We start from the raw sequence: 21,955 nt of genomic DNA on the forward strand, positions 1-21,955 counted from the left end.
TACAATGCTGTCATTGAACTGTTTCACTTCACCACAAAGTAGGAAAATCAATAGATTTGTGTCTTGCCAATTTTAACATCTTCAGACAAATGGCAGGCACTAGATGTGACCGTTTATATAAGGTCTATTTAATTGATGTAAAGATATCATTAGTTTGCTTTCCTGAAATCAGTTCAGTTATGTATATATAGTTTGCAGCATTATATTTCTCGTGCCAGAGTACAAAATGACAAAAGCTTTTCTTGACTGCTTATCTCCTTTACATTATGAAAATTAATTACTTCCCTACGGCTGCACCTCATCCTCTACCGCACTCAAATTACTCATCGCCCTCTCCATCTGATGCTGCGTCTCTTCTACCCTTAGCTGGGCTTCAAACAATGGCTCGCTTGATGTTCCGCTTCCATTGATTGCTCTTCCCCGCGCATCTTGGATTTTCCCTTGTACTTCCCGCAGTTGATTTTGCAGTTGTTCAATCGCTTCCAAGTCGGCTCTGTTTTTCGCCTGATTGGCGGCCTGTTCCAGTCTCTGAGACACTTCAAGCAGCTGCTGGATTTCATAATCATTTTGTATAGGCATTTGTTGACCCCCTCTGTATTTTCTACCTGTTAGCTTTTCCAAAATTTATTCCGCCTACTCCGTTTTTTCGCAATAAATTTCAGAATGAGCGGACCGTGAGCAGGATGATCAAGTTTTTTACAGTCCCTGTGCTACAATGACGTTAAACTAACCGAACAGAGGTGTTTCTTTTGAAAATAGAAGTATGGTCCGACTTTGTCTGTCCGTTTTGTTATATTGGCAAGCGGCGTTTAGAGATGGCGCTTGAACAGTTTCCGCATAAAGACGAGGTAGAGGTGGAATACAAGAGCTTCGAACTCGATCCCACTGCGCCTAAATATACCGATCAAAGCATTTACGAAGCATTGGCTGCTAAATTCCAGTCCAGTGAAGCGCAGGTGCGCGAAATGAACAAGGGGCTCATTGAACAGGCTGCTGAAATAGGCTTGACCTACAATTACGATGACATGAAACCGACGAACACTTTCGATGCGCATCGTCTGGCGAAGTTTGCCCGGACACTCGGCAAAGAAAAAGAGCTTACCGAAAACCTGCTGCACGCTTACTTTACCGACTCGAAGAATGTCGGAGATTCCGAGACCCTGGCTGACATTGCAGAAGCCACAGGGATGGACCGAAGTAAAGCATTGGAAGTATTGAACGATGAAGCTGCATTTGCGGATGAAGTGCGGACTGAAGAGAGAACCGCTCAGCAAATCGGAGCGACGGGTGTCCCTTTCTTTGTGGTGAGTAATAAATATTCCATTTCCGGTGCCCAGCCTTTAGAAACGTTTAAAGGGGCGCTTGAAAAGATTTGGGAAGAAGAAAATCCGAAGCCAAATCTCCAGGATTTGTCCCCTGATGGCGGGAACGGGGCGGTTTGCACGGATGACAGCTGTGCTGTTCCGACTGATAAGGATTAATTGATTATAAGAGTTAGAGCGCTTGGGATGATCCCAGGCGCTTTTTTTCATGGCAAGCAATTTTCCTCCATTTCCCTTCCCTTTTTTCCATCACAGGTTTACAAAATCCTCCTTGCCCTCTCTTTAATCATATAGGGAAGTTTCTTTCCTAGTTCCCGTTGCCAAACGCTTTCCAAGAAAGGATGATATTCGGTGGAGATGTGCGAAAAATTATGTCACTGTTTTATCGAAGCAAGATGCTGTCAATTGTATTATGCTCAGTGCATCGACGAGTCATGTTCAGAGGAGGAACGCGCATTCTTTCAGGACTTGGCTCTAAAGTCCGCTGACCAGGTGAATTCCATCAGCGAATATGCCAGTCAACGGTATGGGATGAAATTTCTGCCTTGATTCAAAAAAATGCAAAAACAAGTTGATTTCTGCTTCATCGCTTCCTCTTTAAATGATAGAAAGGAGGGAGTTCATGGCCGCTAAGCAGGAAATTGTCGTGTACACCAATCAGGGATGTGGATTTTGCGACCGGCTGGTCAGCTGGCTGCAGGAGAAAGAAATCGATTTTACAGAAAAGGATATTAAAAACGATGAACAGGCGTTTGATGAATTCATTCAATATGACGTGAGAGGCACCCCGTTTACGGTGATCCGTAGAAATGGGATTAACCATCACATCTTGGGATTCAACAAAAAGAATCTGGAAGGTTTGTTGTAAAGGTATGCACATTGTTATAGCGGGATTATCATGAAAAGGTTTCTCTCGGATGGAGAAGCCTTTTTCTATTAAAAAAATAGTCTCCGGCAGGTTGATAAATCTTTTCCCTCCCTTTCTTTACCTACTAACACCGGTAAAAAGGAGGGAAATGACAAGGAGGCCCAGTTAATACCTCCAGAGGAACAAAGGTTTTATCCGTATAAAAAAATCATTAAAGGAGTGTTTGAATTGTTATTTAAAGGACGAAAGGTTTCACCCAAATTGGTTAGAGAAGCGCTGTTGAATCAAGAACTCATCAACGAGATCAATAAGTTTGTCCCTGTACAGGAAAACTCCCTGGAAGAGACATCCGCAGTGGAAATTTTCATCACCACCAAGGAAGAGCAAGAGCAGCCGGTATCCGTTGACGAAGCAGATTTGAAGACTACTGCCGTATTCCTCAAACAAGGGAACAACCTCGGTGTGGAATTGACGCATTATCACAATCTGGAAACCGGCCGGGAAGATATTGAAGCCCTGGTGACCGTTGTAAATATCGAAGACAACAACATTATCAAGCGAAAGCTCATTTTCGAAAATGGCGCATTTGCCAGGGAGCACTTCGTGGATGCTAAAACGGCGCAAATCGAATTTGTGGCAGAAACGTTCCTATTGGAACAGGAGCAGGACGCTGGTTCTTTTACTACGCTCTCTTCCGATCCAGACGAATTCTGGGGTGTTCCATGTTTCGATATTTACCCGACAGCTGGAACGGAGTGTTGTCAATTTCGCTATAACGGACTGCCTTGGAATGAGCTGGTAACATACAATTATTGCGGCGCCGGATGTACAAAATCCTGGCTGGATCCTGTCAATCCGCTTGATGCGTGCTGCAAGGTACACGATTCGTGTTACAGCTCCCGAGGGTACGGCTCCTGTTACTGCGACTACCAATTGATTAGTTGTGCAGAAGGCACCGACGAGGCCGGCGGGTCGCGACTTATTTTTGCCTTTGAACAGAAAGTGAAATACGGTTTCTGTAACTAAAAATCTTTATCCAGCCGGCAAAATAAACGCCCCGTGTCCATTGCAGGACACGGGGCGTTTTTTAGGATTCGTCGTCTTGATTTAGCTTATCGTCAGGCAGGTCCACTACTTCCGGCTCCCCTTCCTTCCAGGGACTTTGCTTATACAGAACATAGCTTGGCTCGCCCTTACCAAAATTCGCATCAATCATATAATACAAATCACCATTAGGTAACAAAGCCGGATTTCCTGTATGGCTTTCGTTCTCTGTGATTTGCGTTTTTTCTCCCTCGGAATCCCGGTAGTACAGTTCATATTTGTAGGTCCCCGGTCCATCCTTTCCCGGCATGGAATAAATGATGCCGCCGTCCTGACGATTAACGGCCAGATCATAGACCTGTTCCGTTTCTGTTAAAATCGTTTCGGTATCTTCAGGGTTTTCGAAAGGGATTTTGATAATCGTATTACCCACTGAAACTAATGCACCGTCCTCTTCCTTCGTATATGCAAGACCCTTGATTTCCTTGTCATCCAGGCTGGTAAGCTGTTCTTCCGACAAATCGCTCAAATCAAGCCGGTATGCCTGAAAGTCACTGCGGACTTTTCCGGTGATTCCTCCCATATCTTCGAAAGCATTTGCCCGATAATACAGCAGGCTGTCATCCGTTGAACCGGCTTTCACTTCCATGACAATCGAACTGCTTTGGAGTAATTCGGTTTCTTTCTTTGTTTCCAAATGATAACTGTAAATATGGCTTAACAGTGTTCGGTTGGAAACAATATCATTGGTCGCATAATATAAAGTTTCCCCGTGGGCACTGAAATCGATCGATACAACCGGTTCGTCAACAGATAGAACGGTCGATTTCTGATTTGATTCGGGATTAGATAGATGGATTTCATTGTTTCCCTCTTCATCATAAGTCACATATGCTGTCTGCCCTTCCCCGGTGACACTGTATGCTTGTTTCAAAGGAGGCTGTTTTGCCGCTTCGTCCTCTTTGTTTTCGTCCTTCGAAACATACCAGGACAATCCTGCCATGATGCCGAGCAGCAGCACGATACTGACAATGATGATCATCCAGCGTTTTTTCATAAAAAATCCTCCTTGCCCCTTGATGTATGGTTGTTCTTATGTTTTCCGATGTGCTTCTGTTACGGTTTCGGGTAAATGATAAATTCCACAAAAAGGATAGTGACCAAGCTTATCCCTATAAACACATATACAAACAGCGCCCACCAGGTGAAAGTCTTTTTGTAATGGACGCGAAAAAAGCTGAGAAATGCCAGCAGGAGACCTATTGCCGGAATGATTTGAAGAAACATATTGGAAAAGGCCCCCAAGCTGCTTTTCGTCATCAAAAAAACATTAAAATAGGCAAGTGTGAACAAAGCCAAAATAAAAGAAGCCACACCCAATCTCGTTTCCGCTACTTTCCGAGCTTTTTTCCGTTTAAAGATGCTGCCTAGTTCCATAATCGCACCTCCCCAAGATAGATGGCACGAACCGACTCGTTGTCTTGCAGTTTAAGGATTTCCTTGCTCGGACCTGTAACGACGCCGCCATACGCTTTGATTCCGTGACCCTCTAAATAATCGATTCGTTCATCCAGATCGAGCCATTTTGCATGGGCGATATCCACGGCCTGCTGCTCATAATCCTCCAGAAACCGAAGATTGTCCATGAATTGTTCGGCATTCGGTTTTCCATCGTGATAGGGCGACCAGGCATCCGGATCTGTTTGGGCAGGATAGCCGATTGGTGCCAGATAGCCGCCCTCACTGCTTTTGCCGGAAGCTTCCAGCCCGGTATCGATGGCATACCACCGCCATTCAATGTCCAGGCCCTCCGTAATCTCCCGCATACTGTCGGGCTGATGAAGGTCGTTTAACGAGAGATAGGCTTCCGCAACCGTTCCTTCGGGAAGCTTCTCCAACGTGTCCCAGGCATCCGTATCATGATTGGTTATGCTCGCTTCGGGATGATAAAGCTTCTTCGTGTCGTAATAAGGAATGTCTTCCGGCGGCGTTTCGGTAATATAATCTCTGGAAGGAGGCTCTGCCTGGTCAAATTGATAGGCCACCTCCCAATCCCCCAGTTTTATATCCTTATCTCCGATCCGTTTAAAGAGGTCCATGTTGACATCAAGCGAAAACAACCCAACCTCTTCTTCGATCTCCATTTCTTCGAGGCTGACATTCGGCTCTGTGACATATACGGTTTCGATGGCTGCATCTATCAGCCTGTTGGCTTTGTTTCCCCAGCCATAATAAAGATAACTGGCCATGGTCATCACAGGATAGATGAGCAACACGATCATGACGACATAGGCAATTAAGGAAAATCGGGCGTGTCGGATACTGCTTCGGACCATTTTTGCCGCTTTTCCATCTGGCAGATCATTTTCCGGGAGGGCAGCATCATCCCTGTGCTCATCCGCGTCCAGCTCCTCATCGATAACCGACTGGTACGCATCCAGTTTCTCTAAATCTGCCTCCACTTCTTTCGCTTCCTCGTCCGAAAGCTTTCCCTGATAATATTTTTTTAACTTGGTTTTCCATTCTTCAGTCATTCCTCAGCACTCCTATTCGCATATAGCTGTCTGAGCCGGCCTCTTCCTCGGAAAATATGTGTTTTCAATGTATTTACTTTTACAGATAACATTTCCGCCGCTTCCTTATATGAATATCCTTGTATATCGCATAAAAGGATGGCATGCTTCTGCATCGGTTTTAATTGGGCCAATTTGTTATGCAGTTCTTCTTTTTCCAATTTTTTTTGCACTTGCCATTCGGTGGAATCCTCCTGGGACAAGTACGAAAAGTATTCCGGTTCTTCATACGTGACTTTTTTGTTTCTTCTCACAAAATCGACAAAGTTGTGATAGGCAATCTTCATCAACCAGGCCTTCAAGTGATTCGGCGGGCCGGTTTCCAATGCCGCGTATGCTTTCATGAACGTGTCCTGCGTAAGATCTTCCGCCAGGTTTTTATCTTTGCAGAGGGAGAGAAGATATCGATAGACATCGTGAATATAAAGTTCATAGAGCTCCTGGATATCCAATGTTCTCCCCCTCTCATTCAAATAACGTTTTCCTCTTCAAAAAAGTTGCACCTTTTTATTATTTCAGTGACAACCAGGAAATGTTAATAGTTCGTTTTGACTAAAAGGAGGGAATACAGACGAAAAAAAGACCTTTTGGTATAGAAAGGTCTCCATTTTCTTATTCTTTTCATTTCGTTCCCTGCCAAGCTTCTCTGGTCAATTTCATATTGATCGAGTCTATCCACTCTCCTTCATATTGCAAATCATCCTTGTCGATACTGTCCAAAACAAATCCTGTTTTTTCATAAACCTTCTTTGCTCTCGGATTGAATGCGAACACACTCAACGTCAGTTGGTTAAGATCGGTATTGGCGAATACATAATCGACCATCAACTGGGTTGTTTCGGTGCCAAGACCTCGGTTTCTTCCTCTTGGACCGATCAGGATTCGAAAGTTCATGCTGTGATCGGCTTCTTCATATAAATTGACCACCACTTCCCCAACCAGATGATTTTCTTGTTTATCGACAATGGCCAGGTCCAGCCGGTCGGTCTGACCGTTTCTGGTCTGGTACCATTTCAGCACCTCTTCCTGGTCAAAACCGGCATCACTTCCTGTCAGCTTCAATACCTCAGGATCTTTTAAACACTCCGCGAGATAAGGAAAGTCCGTTTCGACCATGAATGGCCTCAAAATAACCTTTTCCCCTGTGATGGTCGGTTTGTTGCTAAAGTCTATCATTCGATTCATCTCCATCGATTTTTCTTCTGCCAAATTAAACGCTGGCACCTTGCTCTTTTATTATTCTCTATAAATGGAAAATGCGGCCGGGGCAAAAGCATGGTCATCAAAGCAAAAACCGTGCGAATTGGAAGTATCAATCAAATTCGTTCGGTTTTTAACTTGTGTGTTCAGTAAACTTCTTTTTTCCTGTTGTTTGATGCGTTCTTCGTATCGCTACGTTTTCGTAGTCTGATTTCTACATATCAAGATAAAATAAACAGAGCTGTATTCTTCTATCTGCGTTAGGTTTCTAAACAGTGACGAAGACGAAAAATCAGCAGAAGATTCTTCAGAAATCGGAAGTTGCGGATAAACAGCATAGTTAGGAAAGTACTCCTTGTTTCCATGGGGATTGGCTTTCTACCGGAACAGCAATAGAAAAAACGGAAAGCACGCCAGAAGAGAAACCACCTTCATTCAGCGGAGGCAAGGTACATAGACTCCTGCGGGAAGAGCGCGAGCTGAAGATCCACTTGGCGAAGCGGTATTCTTTGCCAAGTTAGCTGAAGCCGTGCCCGCGGAAAGCGAAGTACCATGCCGGAGTGGCACACGAATCATGAGAGAAGGATAAGAATGGTTGGTTTTTGTTGTGGTCATGATGCATTTGTCCCAAGTTCATTCCTGTTCCTTTAATGGATATCACTTTTTCTGAAGTTTCCGCCCTTTACTTCCACCACGTCATATACCGTGACAAAGGCAGTGTCGTCGATTTCATTGATGATTTCCTTTAGCTTGCTTTCCTCCAGCCGGTTGATGACACAGGTGATTTCCATGAATTTTTCATGGGAGTAACCGCCATATGCTTCCTTGTACGTGGCACTCCTTCCCAGACGATCCCGTATCGTTTCGACCATTGTTTTCGGCTCTGTCGTAATAATCTTGAAGGTCTTGGACCCGCTCAATCCTTCTTCGACGATATGGATCACTTTCGAAGCGATAAAGTAAGCAATCGCAGACAAAATTGCACCTTGCAGTCCAAATACAAACGACACGAAAATGAATACAAATAAATTCAGGAACAGGATAAAGTCACTGGTCCCAAACGGCAACTTCCGCGATAAAAGCACCGCCAGCATATCAATGCCATCCAGAGCTCCGCCGTTACGCAGTGCGAGCCCCATTCCAAACCCGAGGATAATCCCGCCGACTACGGTGATTAATAGCGTGTCTCCCTCGATGATCGCCGGGATGTGATGCATGAGACTGGTGCCGACAGCCAGAGAAACAATCCCGATAATCGAAAAGATGGCAAAGCTTTTGCCGATTTGTTTGTATCCCAGCCAAATGAAAGGGATATTGAAAATGCCAATGAGAATTCCCAACGGCATTCCGAACAGCTGCGAACCGACGATGCTTAGCCCCGTAACTCCCCCGTCCGAAACATTGTTTGGAATCAATACCGCTTCCAATCCGTATGCTGCGATAAATCCACCCACGATTACTGCTAATCCTCTTAATAGAGTGAATAGTTTGTTGCGTTTTTGTTTTTTCAACGTACTCATGCTGATGCCCCGTTTCTATAGTGTTTACAGTTTCAAAATGTATGCCATGGAAATTCTCTTAGGTAAAAGCCCCACGTTCCCCGTCAAACGACTTTATGGCATCAAACAATGCATTGGCTCCGACTACTTGATTATGATTTTTTCCCTGGCATGTTGGTTTTTCCCGCTCTATCAAATGTGATGTTGTATGAGGCCGATTCCTTTATCCGGATAACCATTCGATAGTCACTCAGGCGTTTTCTTCAGCTGTTTTTTCTCCAGCAGAAGTGTGCGAATATGTATAATGAATGAATACCACCACGTCATCCTTGCGCTGATTATGGATAAACTCAAAAGCAGCTGTCCCTCTCGCCACTACAAAAGAAACCGGATCCCCGCCTTCTGTGGCAAAACCGTCACCTTGAAGAGGCAATATTACTCACATTTTAACATACGTAAGCAGGGGACACCCCCGTTTCCTTCGGGACATTTTCAATGCTGAGGTTTTATATCCTATTTATAGTACAGCCGTTTTTTATACTATACTAAGTATGCTCCTCGCTCCAAAGATTGTTAGGCTCATTATATTCATTGATTAAAGACATAAAATAACCTGGATTTCATTAATAAGAAAACCAGGTTACAACATTACGGAAGAAAACCATCCATTTCTCATTCAAAATAATCATTCAGACAAAAACTTCTTGGGATAAGTAATATTGGAGAGTTCTTGGAGCAGGTAAAGCAGCTTCAGATATGATTCTTTTTCCGGTAGAAGCCTCATATCCTTCTGAGGATTCATTAATGAATATGTGCCCATCATTTTTCAATAATTCCACATTACGTTGCACACTCTTCTTTTCCCACATCACCTTATTCATATTCGGCGCCAGGAAAATAGGCTTTTCATAGTTTAGTGCGCATAAAGATAGTAAATCATCTGCAATGCCATTTGCCAGCTTAGATAAAAAATTTGCAGAAGTGGGGAGAATGACAAATGCATCAGCTTCTTTCGGTAAATTAGCGTGTGGGACTTTCTTTTCGCTTAAATCAAAAGCCTCGGTATAAACCCCATTCGCAATAGGCTTCATCCCCTCAGGGTTTATAAAAAAACCTGCTGATTTTGTGAAAACCACATCCACTTCAAAGTCCGTAATCAATTGCTGAATATACGCAGGGGCATTGATAGAACCAATAGCTCCCGTCACACCGAACAGGATTTTCTTTTTATCCTTCATAGACCATATCCTCCTCCACGATATCTAAATATCGCTTAATATTTGTTTTAATTGGTGGACATGGCGTCTGATTCGATTCAATTCTTTCCAATGGACATGCATTCCCCCGACAGGATGGTCTAAAGTAGCATCTTGTACAAGATGAATCCTCGTTCTCTCCACCTGACAACCATAAATAGAGACGATCGTGATAAAGATTCATTTCTCCATCTTCCGTTAAATCGCCGACATGGTTATATGGATTATCAAAAGCAACGGTACATTTATAAATCATTCCATCTGAGCCTATAACGAAGGAGTTGGGATTGGATGCATAACACTCCGAGCCGCCGGGCTGCAAGTTTTGCTTATAGAAATCAAAATTAAACCCTTGGTTTTGAGCGTAATTATAAAATGGGAACAATTCTTTCGTATTACATAAGTGGATATTTGCATTTTGTTCACCTTTCAAATTCAACACAGAAACAAAATGCAGACTGAAGCGCGGATCCTCTACAAAGTGAGTCTTCATGTTATCAATAAAATCATACATGACAGGAAAGGTTTCCTGGCTTAAGTTCGATCGTAGAATCACCTGAAAATTTTCATTGTCTACTTCTTTCATTTTGATCAGGTTTTCCATGATTGTTTCATACGTTTCTTCTCCATGCTTGCCTATTCTCGATTGATCATGGGTTTCTTTTGTGCCGTCTAATGTTATTTGATATCCGACCACCTGATAACTTAGCAACTCTTTAAATACCTCTGGAGTCAAGTTGTACCCATTTGTAGTGATACCTGCCAGATAGCTTACATTGTATTCCTCACATAATTTCATCATTTCTTTGGATAATTCGCGTATAACATTAAAAGATATCAATGGCTCGCCGCCAAACCACGAGATTAGCAAAGTATCGTAACGTTGTAAATTGGCTTTCAAATAATTAATTATTCCTTTTTTAGTATGGTTACTCATCTCTTGTTTCTCGAAACTTTCATAACAATATACACACCTGAAGTTACAGTCTTCATTAGGCATGATGATTAAATTCAGTGTCCGATCCTTATTCAATGAAGCGACTTTTTGTGCAGTGGCTTTTCTGAATTCATCCGTTTCACTATTTACCAGGAATTTATTATCAACCAAAAAATCTACTAGCCGATTATTTTCTTTATAGGAAATTTCCTTCGTTCTTAAAGTTTTAAGTAAAGAATCCTTATGCTCTCCATTAAATCTAACGATTTCACCTGTATAGCTATTAAACAGTTTCACATGGTCTTCTCCATTACTGAACACGTTAAATCTTGAAGGCTTTAAGCGTAATTCTTTCATTTTGTTCACTTTTTTGGAATCCCTGTTAAACATTTTTTCCCTCCTAAACAATGAGGTTGTCCTAAAACAGGACAACCCCGGATGATAAGTAATCAAAGGTTAGCAAAATACATTAACAGTTACTGGTTTATCTGCCATATTACTCACCACCTTTCATTAAAATTATTTTATCGGTTTAATTATTTTTCTGTTACATATAATTTACCCTGTTTTCAAAATTATGTCAATATTATAAAAATTAAAATATTGCGTTTTATTTTATTTAACGTTAAAATAATTTTAATGGAGGTGTTAAGGTGATAAACAAAAATTTTACGTTTTTGATTTCTGGCAGGGTTCTGACGAACATCGGTGACAGTCTGTACGCTGTGGCATCTATGTGGTTGATTTACGACCTTACTCACAATAGTTTTTTCACTGGCTTGGCAGGCTTTTTGACTTCTGCTCCAATCGCCCTTCAATTTTTTATCGGCCCGCTCATTAATCAAGCCAAGTATAAGTCCATCCTTATTTATTCGCAGATGATTCAGGCTATTTTGCTAATGTTCATTCCTTTGGCCTATTTTTTCGGTTTTCTTTCCGTGTGGATTGTATTGATCATTAATCCCGTCGTTTCGATCATTCAGCAATTTGTCTATCCAACCCAGGCAGCCTTATTGCCAAGCATTGTCGATAAAGAACATATAACCAAAGCAAACTCGGTGATGTCCGCTACCTATCAATTACTTGATGTGATTTTGCTTGGAGTTTCCGGAATTATCATCGCAGCCATGGGGGCTGTATCGGTTTACACATTAAACTCGGCGACTTTCTTAATGGCGATGACGCTGTTTTTTTACCTTAAGGTCCCAAAGACAGAATTCAATGAAACGGAAAACGATTCCGACCTAACATTGAGTGACAAATGGAAAAGCTACAAAACCGATTTAACGGATGGTTACCGTTTTATAAAAAACTCCTTCATTCCGAAATTTTTACTGGCCGCGATTTTAGCCAATTTCATTATAGGGGCAGTATCGGCGATCCTTCCTGAGTATTCTGCCGAGCGTGGAGGAAGCAATGTGTATGGATGGTATTTAGGTGCAATGTCGGGAGGTTTATTGGTCGGTTCCTTGATAAGCAGTTTCTTTGATAAGATTTCTCTTGGCAGGGTGACAATTGTGGGATTTTTTATTTCGGGAATTAGCTGGTTGATTGCGGGTATAACGAATATTACATTGCTTTCCGTTTTCTTGTATGGCTTCAGTTATATTGCTATCGGAATGACGAATGTCTTGTTTCTTTCTTCATTGCAAAAAGTGGTACCGTCTGATTACCTTGGAAGAGTTTTTTCTTTTGTAGCAGGAGCAACCGCACTTGCCACTCCCTTAGGGGCGTTAATAGGCGGGGCGACAGCTACCGTGACAGGAAGCTGGATGATATTTATGGGAGGAAGCGCAGCAACGATGTTCGTCTCTTTTTATTGGATAGTCATTCCTACATTGAGAAATATGCCATCTCCTAGTTCATTTGAAGCGGAAACGCTATTCGAAGCGAAGCAGGCGTAATGCTCGCCTCGCTTCCGAATAGTTATTGGTTGTCGGGTTCATTTAGATAGCTCATGAAAATATAGGTAGCTTCATACCCTTTCCCGTCCTCATTTTTGTCTTCACGCTTCGAAACAATCTCTCTTACTTTTTGGTTGACTTCTTTCCACTCTTCTTTCGTTAGATGGGCATTGATGATGCTTGCCTCCGAAGATATATCCGTCTCATTCCCTATACTAAGATCTGTCTGAATTCTTGTAATCGCCTCTTCTGTGAAGGCGTATAACTGGGAAGTGATGAATTCGGCATTTTTGGATGCTTCTTTTCCGGTAAACGTGTATTCGTTTAACATTGCACCAGTATTTGCGGCGGTATAATACTTTTGGGTTAAATTATTTATCTGTTTTTCGCTGGTGATCTTTAACAGCCCTAGTTCTTCTAACTGGTTGATATGATAGTATAGCCTGGATGGCTTCTCATTCAGTGCTTCTGCAATTTGCTTCACCGTTTTTTCTTTCCCCTTTACCACTTGAAGAATTCTGGCCCGTTGGTAATTAAAAAGTGATTTGGCGATTTTGGTTTCCCTTTTTTCCATCGTATACTCCCCCCTTTTTACTATCTTTTTCGAATTCCACAATAGTTTCCTTTCATTCTACCAATAAACTACGAAAACTGCGAAGCAGAGACCAAACGGATTCCACCTCACAGTTTCGCATCTTCCCATATTCACATTCTGACCACACGATTATTTAAGCCGTCACCATCACTTTGCACATGTTATTCGAGAACTCAACCGGATCATCGACCGGCAATCCTTCGATTAACAGGGCTTGGTTATATAAAATATTGGTGTACAAGTTCAATTTCTCTTTATCGTTGTCGAAGGCACCCTTCAGAATCTCGAAAACCTCATGGGTCGGATTGATTTCCAGCACTTTGTCCGCAGAAATATGCTGATTGTCCGGCATGGCGTTGATGACTTTTTCCATTTCAATAGAAATCTCGCCGTCTGCCGTCAAACAAACCGGGTGGGTTTTCAAGCGCTTGGATACCCGCACTTGTTTAATTTTCCCGTTCAGCTGCTCTTTCATATAATCAAACAGTTCTTGGTGTTCTTTTTCATCGTCTTGCGTCTTTTCTTCCTCATCCTCTAATCCTAAATCATTGCTGGAAACAGACTTGAATTCTTTTTCTTCATAGCTTGCCAGCATGCGGATGGCGAATTCATCAATTTCTTCGGTGAAGTAAAGGATTTCGTATCCCTTGTCGGCCACAAGCTCTGTTTGCGGCAGCTTATCGATGCGGTCGATTGATTCACCGGTTGCATAATAAATGTACTTTTGGTCTTCCGGCATTCTCGATACATATTCAGCCAATGTAACGAGTTTCTTCTCTTTCGAAGAATAGAACAACAGCAGGTCTTTCAGCACATCTTTGTTGGCGCCGAATTCGTTATAAACGCCAAACTTAATCTGACGGCCGAAGGCATTATAAAATTTCTCGTACTGCTCCCGGTCGTCTTTTTGCAGGGTGAGAAGCTGAGACTTGATCTTTTTGTTGATGTTTTTGGCAATCAGCTTCAACTGTCTGTCATGCTGCAGCATTTCCCGGGAGATGTTCAGCGAAAGATCTTCAGAATCCACCAGCCCTTTGACGAAGCTGAAATGATCCGGAATCAGGTCGGCACATTTTTCCATGATCAGCACACCGTTTGAGTACAGCTCCAGCCCTTTTTGATACTCTTGCGTGTAGTAATCGAACGGACGATTTTCCGGAATGAACAGCATCGCATTGTAACGGATTGTACCGTCCACACTCAAATGGATGTGCTTCAGCGGCTTGTCGAATCCATAACGCTTTTCCCGGTAGAAATTCTCATAATCTTCATCACTTAGCTCGTTTTTATTCTTTTTCCAAATCGGCACCATGCTGTTGATGGTTTCTTCTTCTTTATACTCGACATACTCATTGCCGTCATCTTCTTTTTTGCTCTTCGTTACATCCATTTTAATTGGGTAGCGGATGAAATCAGAGTACTTTTTGACGATTTCTTTTAAGCGGTATTCTTCCAAGAATTCATCATAGTTTTCCTCTTCTGTGTTCTCCTTCAGCTTCAAGGTAATCACCGTGCCAGTTGATTCTTTGGCCACCGGTTCAATGGTATAGCCGTCGGACCCTTTTGATTCCCATTTGAAGGCTTCGTCACTGCCAAGCGCCTTACTCGTCACGGTCACCACATCTGCCACCATGAATGCCGCGTAAAACCCTACCCCGAATTGACCGATGATATCATGGCCATCTTTCACTTCATTTTCATTTTTGAAATTCAACGAGCCGCTTTTCGCAATCGTCCCCAAGTTTTTCTCCAGTTCTTCCTGGGTCATGCCGATCCCTGTATCGGTGATCGTCAAGGTACGGGCATCCTTATCCGCTTCGATTTTTATGTAGTAATCGCTTTGGTTAAAGGACAGATTTTCATCAGTCAGCGCCTTGTAGTAAATTTTATCAATGGCATCGCTGGCATTGGAAATCAACTCTCGCAAAAACACTTCCCGCTGCGAGTAGATAGAGTTAATCATTAAGTCTAGCAACCGTTTGGATTCTGCCTTGAATTTTCTTTTTCCCATTTCTACAGCCCCTTTTCGATCAATTTTTAGCATGGATTCATTTATTTTAGCACTCGACGTATTAGAGTGCTAACGCCTAACAAATAAATATCACATCTCCTAAATGGTGTCAATATTTGTGAGATTCATTCATCATGAATTTTTATTAGCACTAAATTGGTGAAGTTATATTGAATAAAAACATCAGTCCCTGGACAGATAGAAAAAAGGCACCTGCAAGAGATGCCTTTTACTTGTATTAAAAACTTTTTCCTTTTTTATGATTTAACCGACTATTAATACTTGGCCGATCTGAATCGCATTTGGATCGCTGATGTTGTTCCATTCCTGTAATTGCGCGACTGTCACACCAAATCTCAAGGCGATCGAACTCAGGTTGTCTCCGGCCTGCACGGTATAGGTGCTCGAACCGCTGCCTCCCCCGTCTGTCGGGGCTTTCACCCGTAATACCTGCCCGATTTGAATCGCATCTGGATCGCTGATGTTGTTCCATTCCTGCAATTGTGCGACTGTCACGCCAAATCTCAAGGCGATCGAACTTAGGTTGTCTCCGGCCTGCACGGTATAAGTACTCGAACCGCTGCCTCCCCCGTCTGCCGGGGCTTTCACCCGTAATACCTGCCCGATTTGAATCGCATCTGGATCGCTGATATTGTTCCATTCCTGCAATTGTGCGACCGTCACGCCAAATCTCAAGGCGATCGAACTTAGATTGTCTCCAGCCTGTACCGTATAAGTGCTAGAACCGCCGCCGTCTGAATCACCGGGATTGCCGTCCTCATTTCCATTACCGGTTAAATAGTTATACCAACCTATGGCCATATCAGCACGCTCCGGATGGAGATCTCTCGGTCGTTCAAAGTTTCTTTCAAATGCTCTTGCCGCTAAAGCAGGATCTTGCAACTGCGTGAATTCCTCCGGTGAATATGGATACTCCGGTTTTTCAAAGTACTGGGTACCGCTGTACATCTGCCAATTAAGGAGCTCCAATTGCGTATGAATACTGCGGTAATCGCCTTCTATCCCTGCATCTTGAAGCAGTCGTTGAATATAGTCAACTCCTAATTCAGATCGATCCTCACTACTTGTCCATTGAACCAATCCATAACCACGGCCATTGGAAATTTCAGAAATATCCGGCATGATATATGATTCTTGTTCCATGTTTCCGAGCAAACCGGAAATTGCTGCAATGGTCCACCCCTTCTCCTTAAAATACTCTGTAATAATTTCCACATTATCAATTTGTTCTTCCGTATAGCCATTTCTTGAAGGATAGGCAGGTTCATTTGGCTGGGGTGCAGTTCCTTCAGCCAATTGTTCTCTAAAACGGTACCAACCAGTCCAGTTGCCATCTTTATTCAAAAATTGCGGGCAATTTTTACGACTTGCATCATAATGGCGAACTATATTGTCGAACGACACATTATATTTAGCCTGAAGCTCTAGGATTAGACCAATTGCATTGCTAATGGTTTCTTCATGAATATACTCTCCGCTTTCGACAATCATTTCGACCCCGATGGAATTGGCATTGGTAATTCCGTAAATACCGTTCCCATCTCCGCAGTGCCACGCGCTATTAGATTCTTCTACTACTTGGTAAATAGATGTTCTGTCGACAAAATAGTGCGCCGATGATTGTCTATCACCTCCACCGAAGTAATCTGCATTGTTTTTGGCCGTCTGCCCCGGTATTCCCACATCGTGAACGACGATATAATCTACTGTGCTCCCATTACGACTGGAAAAATTGTACTCCGAAATTTGTCTAGTAATACTTACCATAGTCCATAACACTCCTTGTAAAATAGTTTTGTAAAAGCTTTTACAAATCCATCTTACATTGGGCATTAGTGGAAAAAATCGCGATAAACTAATACATTTCTCTTGAAAAAATCCCGGAAATATTCCCGATTAACTCACCATCAGTTCGGATTTTAGTGGTTAAACCCCCATGGATGAACGAAGAAATCTCGCCGACTCTCTCCTTTAATGGCAGGAAAAAAGAAACAAGGACATAGCACTTTTTGTCCTTGTTTCTTCCTTCGTTACTTATAGTCTTGGATTAAAGTCAAACTATATTCTCCATCATAAGATACATAATTAACAGAATCGACATGAATATTGTTATTTTTTTCGGTCAAATCATCCATTATCTTTTCTGCCAGATCCATCATCCTATCAATTCTTTCATCGGTCTCCCCATTTTTAAGAGCTCCTGTGATTTCTTCATCACTTTCTTTGGTATCCGGAAGTATTTTAACCATATACTCTGTTTTTCCGGTGTCTTCATTTTGCCAGGTTTCTGTTGTATAATGCGTGTTTTCAATAGCATATTTTTCATTTAGATAATTTTCAATATCTTCTCTATTACTATCTGACTCATCCATATTTGCTTCCGTTTGTTCGTCTGGAGTTTCAGTGTCTGACTCATGATCAGCCTCTGAGGTGTTTTGATTTTTTTCAACCTCGGAGTCCGGTTCGTCTTCCTCTTCTTGTTTCTTGCTGTCCTGTTCATTTGAATCCTCATCAGGTGAATTCGAAGAATCCACACTTTCTTCCTTCGTGGATGTATCAGGGGTTGACGATGTTTCATCATTTGCTTTGGAACAAGCTCCTAGTGAAATCAGCAATAGTACTGCCATCATAATCCCCAGAGAGAACTTCATTTTATTCATTATGTATTTTTCCTCCCATCCCATGTCCCCTAGCCTAATAAACCAAGGTATTCTATCTATTCGCAAGTCGTAAACATTCTATTACCTGCAGAATAGGTCGATTTTTGCTATATCTTTAGTTTACCAATTAAGTAGGGGAGAAAGCTATAAGCAGAATTACTTAAATTACCATTTAGACGGAGAAGGAGATGGTAGGACCGTATACTTCATTTTGGTCTCTTTCATTCCGTTTGACTATAACAATTAATGTAAGCATATCCAAAATTATCGAAAAAAATCCACAAAATAGTTTACAAAATTAAACAACTTACTTCTTTAATTTATATATACCAAAAACAGGGTGAAGGAAAGGGGATTTTAAATGTTTTTTATTAATTTGGACAAACAAGAACGCAAAAAAATGATCAAAATCATCGAAAAACACCTAAAGAACTACCATAATTATAAGGTGGCAGCCGTCAACATAAAAAAACAGATAGAGCGTTTGTCATCATCACAAAGAAGTATGGAAGGCACAAAAATCGGCTTTTCCACCGACCGCCTTGAAAAATTAGAGGATGAATTAACGGAATTGGAAGTATTAATGGAATCGATAGAACGGGCAATAGCGGAGTTGTCCTCTATTGAAAAGGAATTCATTCAATACCGTTATTTCAACAATTGGTCGATCGATAAGTCCGCCATGGAAATTGGCTATAACGATAAAGCGCTTTTTACAATACGTAATCAGGCAATGGATAAACTTATTATTAGCCTGGGCGGGCTGGTGTTCACAGAGTTTCCCGAAGAAACAAGAAAAATCAATTAGCATGTTTGCATTGAGAAGAATACCAGTATTCTTCTCATTTTTTGTCTTTCCCTCTATAGCCGGGATTTCGCCCCTATTTCATAACCAGTGGACAGCACTTTTAACATTTGGTATTATAATATAGTTACTCTCGATAACCATTACCCTTGGTAACTATTCAAAAAGAGGTGTTTTCCCATTAAGTCTGCCCAAAAGTTCTTTCATCAACTGATTTTGTTGTACCGCCCTTTTGAAAATCAATTGAACGTGCAGCTCAGCAAACATCAGCTGCATCGGTCCCAATGGACGATATTGTACTACTTATACAATCACGGCGCATCGACCGCTGTCGAGATTTCCCACTATCAAGGCGTGGAGAAACCCACGGTGACGAGAACGATCGCCCGGCTGGAAGAATCAGGATATATCGAGCAGGTTGCCGGCAAAGATAAACGCGAAAAGCCCATGCAGTTGACGGAGCTGGGCACTCGTGTGTATGAAGAAGTCCGGGTCACCATCGATCAATTTGAACAGGAAGTTTTAGAAGGTATTTCTGAAGAAGAACAACAGGAGACCATCCGTATCATGGAACAAATACGAAACAACATGTTGAAATAAGGAGATAGAAATTCGTGACTCAATCAAAAGCAAAATTATGGACGAAAGATTTTACCATTGTATCCTCTGCTAACTTTTTCTTATATTTAGTCTTTTATTTATTATTGGTGACTATGGCTGTTTATGCGGTCGAACAATTTGGCGTCTCGGAAAGCCAGGCAGGGCTCGTAACCGGCGTATTTATCATCGGAACGCTGATCGGCCGGCTGTTTTTAGGAAGAATGATCACCAAAATCGGCAACAAAAAGATGTTGTATGCCGGGCTGATTTTCTTTATTTTGACTTCTGCCTTGTACTTTATTGATATCGGCATTACCTTTCTGCTCATCACTCGCTTGCTGCACGGAATTGCCTTGGGAATGGCGAGCACCGCGACCGGTACAATCGTCGCAGAGGTCATTCCGAAGGAGCGCAAAGGCGAAGGAATCGGTTTTTACAGCATGAGTATCACCCTTGCAACAGCAATCGGCCCTTTTATCGGCTTGTATATGAGTGAACATACAAGCTTCCAAACCATATTCGGTTTTTGTCTCGCACTGGGGATCATCAGTTTCCTGATTGCCCTGTTTGTCCGTGTACCGGTAGTGAAAAAACCGGAAAAAACGGCTGAAAAAACCGGCTTCAAACTGTCGCATTTCATCGAGCCAAAAGCATTGCCGATTGCACTGGTGGTACTGTTATTATCGCTTGGCTATTCCAGTGTGCTGTCTTTCATCAATTTCTATGCGATTGAAATCGATCTGGTACAAGTAGCCAGTCTGTTTTTTGTTGTTTACGCTGTGGCTATCCTGGTATCCCGTCCTTTCACCGGACGCTTGATGGACGTGAAAGGCGCCAATTGGGTCATGTACCCGACGTTCGCTTTATTTGCCGCAGGACTGCTTCTATTAAGCACGGCAGGTAACAGTTTTATTTTACTATTGGCCGGTGTTCTGATCGGTCTTGGCTTTGGTAACATGCAATCGACAACCCAAGCCATCGCAGTGAAAGTAACGCCGACACACCGGATCGGATTGGCGACTTCCACCTACTATATCGCACTCGATGCAGGGCTCGGTTTCGGGCCGTATGTTCTCGGTTTGATCATCCCATTATCCGGCTACCGCAACCTGTATATTATGATGGGATTGTTGGTGATTGTGACGACGGCGATTTATTATTTCATGCACGGGAAGAAGGAAAGCTCGGTTTTGGTGGACATAAATTCCATGAAAGCAGGTAATCCCAAAGCGAATGGATAGGGATATCTGAAAGATACACTAGCAACACTTTAAAAAGCCTGATCTGTAATGGATCAGGCTTTTCTATATCACGACCTCTTGAGAAATTGAAAAAAGAAGACGAACCAATTTGCAGTAAGTCTGTACATATCAATAGTTTAATGCTAAACTAAAAATAGTTTAACATTAAACTATTTTCGAAAATAAATCCGCTTAAGGGAGGAAGATTTTTGGAACAAAAAAATATTTTCAAACTAATTCACACTATACAGGAAATCAACAATGAGAATATTATCCGGTTCACCAAAGCATTCTCCTATCCGCTTGGGATTTCCCCTATTCTAGTTTTATCAGAATTAAAATCGAAAGGTCCTCTAAAACAAGTAGATTTAGCAACTACACTAGGCTATACCAAAGGGGCAATGACCAACATCGCTACTAAATTGGTTAATTTAAAGCTGGCAAAGAAGGTAAACGTCTTAAATGACCGACGGATTACACAGTTGAAGATTACTTCTGAAGGGGAAAAGGCTCTAGAGGAAGCCCAGGGAATTGGCCAAGAATTATTTTTACAACATTTTAACGTTCTGGATGAAAAGGAAATCACTCAATACTTGGAGATCCAGGAGAAACTATTAACAGGGATAAAAGAACAAAAACAATCATAAGGAGGAAATACATATGGGGAGAGTAAACGGAAAGGTTGCGATTATTACAGGAGGAGCACGGGGAATGGGCGCAGCTCACGCAAGGTTGCTCGAAAGCGAAGGTGCCAAAGTGGTGATTGCAGATATTCTTGAACAAGAAGGGCAAGCGTTGGCAGCTGAACTCGGGAATCATGCAAAGTTTGTCAGACTTGATGTCACCAAAGCTGCAGACTGGGAAAACGTTGTCTCTGAGACAGAAAAAACGTTTGGACACATTGATGTATTAGTGAACAATGCAGGAATCACGATGAATAAATCGTTGGAAGAAATTTCGGAAGATGAATACAGAAAAATTGTGGATATTAACCAGGTGTCCGTTTTCCTGGGCATGAAAACTGTTGCCCCAGCTATGAAAAAGGGTAACAGCGGCTCCATCATAAATATCTCGTCTATTAACGGCCTGGTCGGAGGAGCTATCGGGTATACGGACACAAAATTCGCTGTCAGGGGAATGACGAAAGCGGCAGCATTGGAATTATCTCCTTATGGAATCCGTGTAAATTCTGTCCATCCTGGTGTTATTGAAACGCCGATGATTGCACAAGAAGATTCAAAGGATGCGATAAAAGAGTTTTCTAAGCATATACCTAATCGAAGGATTGCCAAACCGGAGGAAGTATCAAACCTTGTACTATACCTCGCTTCAGAGGAATCAAGTTATAGTACCGGTGCTGAGTTTGTGATCGATGGCGGATTGACAGCACAATAGACTGAACCATCCTAACATAAAAGC

General features: G+C 42.2%; 23 protein-coding genes. 9 read left to right on the forward strand and 14 right to left on the reverse strand.

What is annotated here, in order from left to right:
- Positions 1 to 285 precede the first annotated feature (285 nt).
- Positions 286 to 579: a hypothetical protein gene (locus ABVF09_RS14130; protein ID WP_026772464.1), complete on the reverse strand. Its 294-nt coding sequence runs from the start codon at positions 577 to 579 to the stop codon at positions 286 to 288.
- Between the two features lie 170 nt (positions 580 to 749).
- On the opposite strand from ABVF09_RS14130, the gene ABVF09_RS14135 reads away from it, so the two are divergent.
- The 3 genes from ABVF09_RS14135 to ABVF09_RS14145 all read left to right on the forward strand — a co-directional run bounded on the left by ABVF09_RS14135 (position 750) and on the right by ABVF09_RS14145 (position 3,216).
- The gene (locus tag ABVF09_RS14135; RefSeq protein ID WP_371069455.1) at positions 750 to 1,481 is read left to right on the forward strand and encodes a DsbA family oxidoreductase; all 732 of its coding nucleotides are present in this window, start codon (positions 750 to 752) and stop codon (positions 1,479 to 1,481) included.
- A 463-nt stretch (positions 1,482 to 1,944) separates the two neighbouring features.
- Positions 1,945 to 2,190 (forward strand): glutaredoxin family protein, encoded by a 246-nt coding sequence (locus tag ABVF09_RS14140; protein ID WP_371069456.1) that lies wholly within the window; start codon positions 1,945 to 1,947, stop codon positions 2,188 to 2,190.
- Between the two features lie 228 nt (positions 2,191 to 2,418).
- A complete protein-coding gene (locus tag ABVF09_RS14145) occupies positions 2,419 to 3,216 on the forward strand; it encodes a hypothetical protein (protein WP_371069457.1) in 798 nt (265 codons plus the stop codon).
- Positions 3,217 to 3,277: 61 nt separating this feature from the next.
- Here ABVF09_RS14145 and ABVF09_RS14150 read toward each other — a convergent pair whose 3' ends face one another.
- From ABVF09_RS14150 to ABVF09_RS14190, 9 genes are all read right to left on the reverse strand, one after another.
- Positions 3,278 to 4,291 (reverse strand): hypothetical protein, encoded by a 1,014-nt coding sequence (locus tag ABVF09_RS14150; RefSeq protein ID WP_371069458.1) that lies wholly within the window; start codon positions 4,289 to 4,291, stop codon positions 3,278 to 3,280.
- Positions 4,292 to 4,350: 59 nt separating this feature from the next.
- Positions 4,351 to 4,671: a hypothetical protein gene (locus ABVF09_RS14155; RefSeq protein WP_371069459.1), complete on the reverse strand. Its 321-nt coding sequence runs from the start codon at positions 4,669 to 4,671 to the stop codon at positions 4,351 to 4,353.
- Complete coding sequence (locus tag ABVF09_RS14160; protein WP_371069460.1) at positions 4,662 to 5,768, reverse strand: anti-sigma factor; 1,107 nt, start codon at positions 5,766 to 5,768, stop codon at positions 4,662 to 4,664. Before ABVF09_RS14160 ends, ABVF09_RS14155 begins: the two co-directional genes overlap by 10 nt.
- A complete protein-coding gene (locus ABVF09_RS14165; protein ID WP_026569451.1) occupies positions 5,765 to 6,259 on the reverse strand; it encodes a sigma-70 family RNA polymerase sigma factor in 495 nt (164 codons plus the stop codon). The genes ABVF09_RS14160 and ABVF09_RS14165 overlap by 4 nt, the downstream gene beginning before the upstream one ends.
- A gap of 169 nt (positions 6,260 to 6,428) precedes the next feature.
- Positions 6,429 to 6,998, reverse strand: a complete 570-nt coding sequence (locus ABVF09_RS14170) for a GNAT family N-acetyltransferase (protein WP_371069461.1) — start codon at positions 6,996 to 6,998, stop codon at positions 6,429 to 6,431.
- Between the two features lie 656 nt (positions 6,999 to 7,654).
- Positions 7,655 to 8,527, reverse strand: coding sequence for a YitT family protein (locus ABVF09_RS14175; RefSeq protein WP_026772471.1), 873 nt, complete (start codon positions 8,525 to 8,527; stop codon positions 7,655 to 7,657).
- A gap of 229 nt (positions 8,528 to 8,756) precedes the next feature.
- Positions 8,757 to 8,939: a hypothetical protein gene (locus ABVF09_RS14180; RefSeq protein WP_153465459.1), complete on the reverse strand. Its 183-nt coding sequence runs from the start codon at positions 8,937 to 8,939 to the stop codon at positions 8,757 to 8,759.
- Positions 8,940 to 9,195: 256 nt separating this feature from the next.
- A complete protein-coding gene (locus ABVF09_RS14185) occupies positions 9,196 to 9,744 on the reverse strand; it encodes a flavoprotein (protein ID WP_035426551.1) in 549 nt (182 codons plus the stop codon).
- Positions 9,734 to 11,089, reverse strand: coding sequence for a radical SAM protein (locus ABVF09_RS14190; protein ID WP_371069462.1), 1,356 nt, complete (start codon positions 11,087 to 11,089; stop codon positions 9,734 to 9,736). The genes ABVF09_RS14185 and ABVF09_RS14190 overlap by 11 nt, the downstream gene beginning before the upstream one ends.
- A gap of 263 nt (positions 11,090 to 11,352) precedes the next feature.
- Between ABVF09_RS14190 and ABVF09_RS14195 the strand changes: the two genes are divergently transcribed.
- A complete protein-coding gene (locus tag ABVF09_RS14195; protein WP_153465455.1) occupies positions 11,353 to 12,603 on the forward strand; it encodes an MFS transporter in 1,251 nt (416 codons plus the stop codon).
- 22 nt (positions 12,604 to 12,625) lie between these two features.
- On the opposite strand, the gene ABVF09_RS14200 is transcribed toward ABVF09_RS14195, so the two are convergent.
- The 4 genes from ABVF09_RS14200 to ABVF09_RS14215 all read right to left on the reverse strand — a co-directional run bounded on the left by ABVF09_RS14200 (position 12,626) and on the right by ABVF09_RS14215 (position 17,890).
- Positions 12,626 to 13,177 (reverse strand): winged helix-turn-helix domain-containing protein, encoded by a 552-nt coding sequence (locus ABVF09_RS14200; protein WP_026569446.1) that lies wholly within the window; start codon positions 13,175 to 13,177, stop codon positions 12,626 to 12,628.
- 154 nt (positions 13,178 to 13,331) lie between these two features.
- Positions 13,332 to 15,209 (reverse strand): molecular chaperone HtpG, encoded by a 1,878-nt coding sequence (gene htpG, locus ABVF09_RS14205; RefSeq protein ID WP_153465453.1) that lies wholly within the window; start codon positions 15,207 to 15,209, stop codon positions 13,332 to 13,334.
- Between the two features lie 264 nt (positions 15,210 to 15,473).
- Positions 15,474 to 16,997 carry a phage tail tip lysozyme gene (locus tag ABVF09_RS14210; RefSeq protein ID WP_371069463.1) on the reverse strand — a complete coding sequence of 508 codons (1,524 nt, stop codon included), beginning with the start codon at positions 16,995 to 16,997 and terminating at the stop codon, positions 15,474 to 15,476.
- A gap of 263 nt (positions 16,998 to 17,260) precedes the next feature.
- Positions 17,261 to 17,890, reverse strand: a complete 630-nt coding sequence (locus ABVF09_RS14215) for a hypothetical protein (RefSeq protein ID WP_153465449.1) — start codon at positions 17,888 to 17,890, stop codon at positions 17,261 to 17,263.
- A 361-nt stretch (positions 17,891 to 18,251) separates the two neighbouring features.
- Between ABVF09_RS14215 and ABVF09_RS14220 the strand changes: the two genes are divergently transcribed.
- The 5 genes from ABVF09_RS14220 to ABVF09_RS14240 all read left to right on the forward strand — a co-directional run bounded on the left by ABVF09_RS14220 (position 18,252) and on the right by ABVF09_RS14240 (position 21,931).
- Positions 18,252 to 18,698 (forward strand): hypothetical protein, encoded by a 447-nt coding sequence (locus ABVF09_RS14220; RefSeq protein ID WP_051382248.1) that lies wholly within the window; start codon positions 18,252 to 18,254, stop codon positions 18,696 to 18,698.
- Between the two features lie 246 nt (positions 18,699 to 18,944).
- Positions 18,945 to 19,295, forward strand: a complete 351-nt coding sequence (locus ABVF09_RS14225) for a MarR family winged helix-turn-helix transcriptional regulator (RefSeq protein WP_371069464.1) — start codon at positions 18,945 to 18,947, stop codon at positions 19,293 to 19,295.
- A gap of 14 nt (positions 19,296 to 19,309) precedes the next feature.
- Positions 19,310 to 20,536 (forward strand): MFS transporter, encoded by a 1,227-nt coding sequence (locus ABVF09_RS14230; RefSeq protein ID WP_371069465.1) that lies wholly within the window; start codon positions 19,310 to 19,312, stop codon positions 20,534 to 20,536.
- Positions 20,537 to 20,745: 209 nt separating this feature from the next.
- A complete protein-coding gene (locus ABVF09_RS14235; protein WP_026569442.1) occupies positions 20,746 to 21,183 on the forward strand; it encodes a MarR family winged helix-turn-helix transcriptional regulator in 438 nt (145 codons plus the stop codon).
- A 13-nt stretch (positions 21,184 to 21,196) separates the two neighbouring features.
- Complete coding sequence (locus tag ABVF09_RS14240) at positions 21,197 to 21,931, forward strand: glucose 1-dehydrogenase (protein WP_153465443.1); 735 nt, start codon at positions 21,197 to 21,199, stop codon at positions 21,929 to 21,931.
- Positions 21,932 to 21,955: the final 24 nt, after the last annotated feature.

The sequence above is a fragment of the Sediminibacillus sp. JSM 1682029 genome (assembly GCF_041366435.1).
GTDB classification, from domain to species: Bacteria; Bacillota; Bacilli; order Bacillales; family Amphibacillaceae; genus Sediminibacillus; species Sediminibacillus terrae.

Excerpts from the sequence above, each read along its gene's own strand:
- ABVF09_RS14130 (WP_026772464.1), bottom strand. The coding sequence starts at position 579 with ATGCCTATACAAAATGATTATGAAATCCAGCAGCTGCTTGAAGTGTCT.
- ABVF09_RS14140 (WP_371069456.1), top strand. The coding sequence starts at position 1,945 with ATGGCCGCTAAGCAGGAAATTGTCGTGTACACCAATCAGGGATGTGGA.
- ABVF09_RS14150 (WP_371069458.1), bottom strand. The coding sequence starts at position 4,291 with ATGAAAAAACGCTGGATGATCATCATTGTCAGTATCGTGCTGCTGCTC.
- ABVF09_RS14155 (WP_371069459.1), bottom strand. The coding sequence starts at position 4,671 with ATGGAACTAGGCAGCATCTTTAAACGGAAAAAAGCTCGGAAAGTAGCG.
- ABVF09_RS14160 (WP_371069460.1), bottom strand. The coding sequence starts at position 5,768 with ATGACTGAAGAATGGAAAACCAAGTTAAAAAAATATTATCAGGGAAAG.
- ABVF09_RS14170 (WP_371069461.1), bottom strand. The coding sequence starts at position 6,998 with ATGGAGATGAATCGAATGATAGACTTTAGCAACAAACCGACCATCACA.
- ABVF09_RS14175 (WP_026772471.1), bottom strand. The coding sequence starts at position 8,527 with ATGAGTACGTTGAAAAAACAAAAACGCAACAAACTATTCACTCTATTA.
- ABVF09_RS14185 (WP_035426551.1), bottom strand. The coding sequence starts at position 9,744 with ATGAAGGATAAAAAGAAAATCCTGTTCGGTGTGACGGGAGCTATTGGT.
- ABVF09_RS14190 (WP_371069462.1), bottom strand. The coding sequence starts at position 11,089 with ATGTTTAACAGGGATTCCAAAAAAGTGAACAAAATGAAAGAATTACGC.
- ABVF09_RS14200 (WP_026569446.1), bottom strand. The coding sequence starts at position 13,177 with ATGGAAAAAAGGGAAACCAAAATCGCCAAATCACTTTTTAATTACCAA.
- htpG (WP_153465453.1), bottom strand. The coding sequence starts at position 15,209 with ATGGGAAAAAGAAAATTCAAGGCAGAATCCAAACGGTTGCTAGACTTA.
- ABVF09_RS14210 (WP_371069463.1), bottom strand. The coding sequence starts at position 16,997 with ATGGTAAGTATTACTAGACAAATTTCGGAGTACAATTTTTCCAGTCGT.
- ABVF09_RS14215 (WP_153465449.1), bottom strand. The coding sequence starts at position 17,890 with ATGAATAAAATGAAGTTCTCTCTGGGGATTATGATGGCAGTACTATTG.
- ABVF09_RS14220 (WP_051382248.1), top strand. The coding sequence starts at position 18,252 with ATGTTTTTTATTAATTTGGACAAACAAGAACGCAAAAAAATGATCAAA.
- ABVF09_RS14240 (WP_153465443.1), top strand. The coding sequence starts at position 21,197 with ATGGGGAGAGTAAACGGAAAGGTTGCGATTATTACAGGAGGAGCACGG.